Below are 755 nucleotides of genomic sequence, written 5' to 3'. Positions count from 1 at the left end.
AAACCGGCAACGACCTACTTTCCCAGGCAGCTTCCCACCAAGTATCATCGGCGCTTGAGAGCTTAACTTCTGTGTTCGAGATGGGTACAGGTGTATCCTCCCCGCTATTGTCACCGGATTTCCTGCTTGCCTTTTTCAATCCTGACTTTGTTGCTGCTCTTTCGCTCATCAGTTACGTACACTAGTACGTGCCCTCTTCGCTCCTTCGCACGCCGCGTCAGCTCTTGAAAAATTCTTCGCAGCTTCTTTTCTCTTGAGGTATATACCCTCAAATCTGAATAACAATCAACAAACTCTTCGTAAAACCACTGGTCAAGTTCTCGACCGATTAGTACCTCTCAGCTACATGCATTACTGCACTTCCACCTGAGGCCTATCTACGTGGTAGTCTCCCACGGGTCTTACCTTTCGGAGGAGATCTCTTCTTGTGGGGGGCTTCGCACTTAGATGCTTTCAGCGCTTATCCCTTCCATACGTAGCTACCCAGCTATGCCCTTGGCAGAACAACTGGTACACCAGAGGTATGTCCATCCCGGTCCTCTCGTACTAAGGACAGCTCCACTCAAATCTCCAACGCCCACAGCGGATAGGGACCGAACTGTCTCACGACGTTCTGAACCCAGCTCGCGTACCTCTTTAATGGGCGAACAGCCCAACCCTTGGGACCTACTTCAGCCACAGGATGAGACGAGCCGACATCGAGGTGCCAAACACCCCCGTCGATGTGAACTCTTGGGGGGTATCAGCCTGTTATC

At 51.5% G+C, this 755-nt stretch carries 2 rRNA genes; both read right to left on the bottom strand.

From position 1 onward, the window contains the following. Window position 1: 1 nt before the first annotated feature. Window positions 2–118 (bottom strand): 5S ribosomal RNA (gene rrf / locus D1155_RS15505). A 190-nt stretch (window positions 119–308) separates the two neighbouring features. Further along, window positions 309–755 (bottom strand): 23S ribosomal RNA (locus D1155_RS15500); the annotation flags it as partial.

Origin of the sequence: Anaerotruncus sp. 80, from assembly GCF_009936115.1 — a bacterium.
Taxonomy (GTDB): Bacteria; Bacillota; Clostridia; order Peptostreptococcales; family Anaerovoracaceae; genus Senimuribacter; species Senimuribacter intestinalis.
The sequence above is the reverse complement of the archived record's forward strand: the minus strand, read 5'-3'. Positions and strand labels throughout refer to the sequence as shown.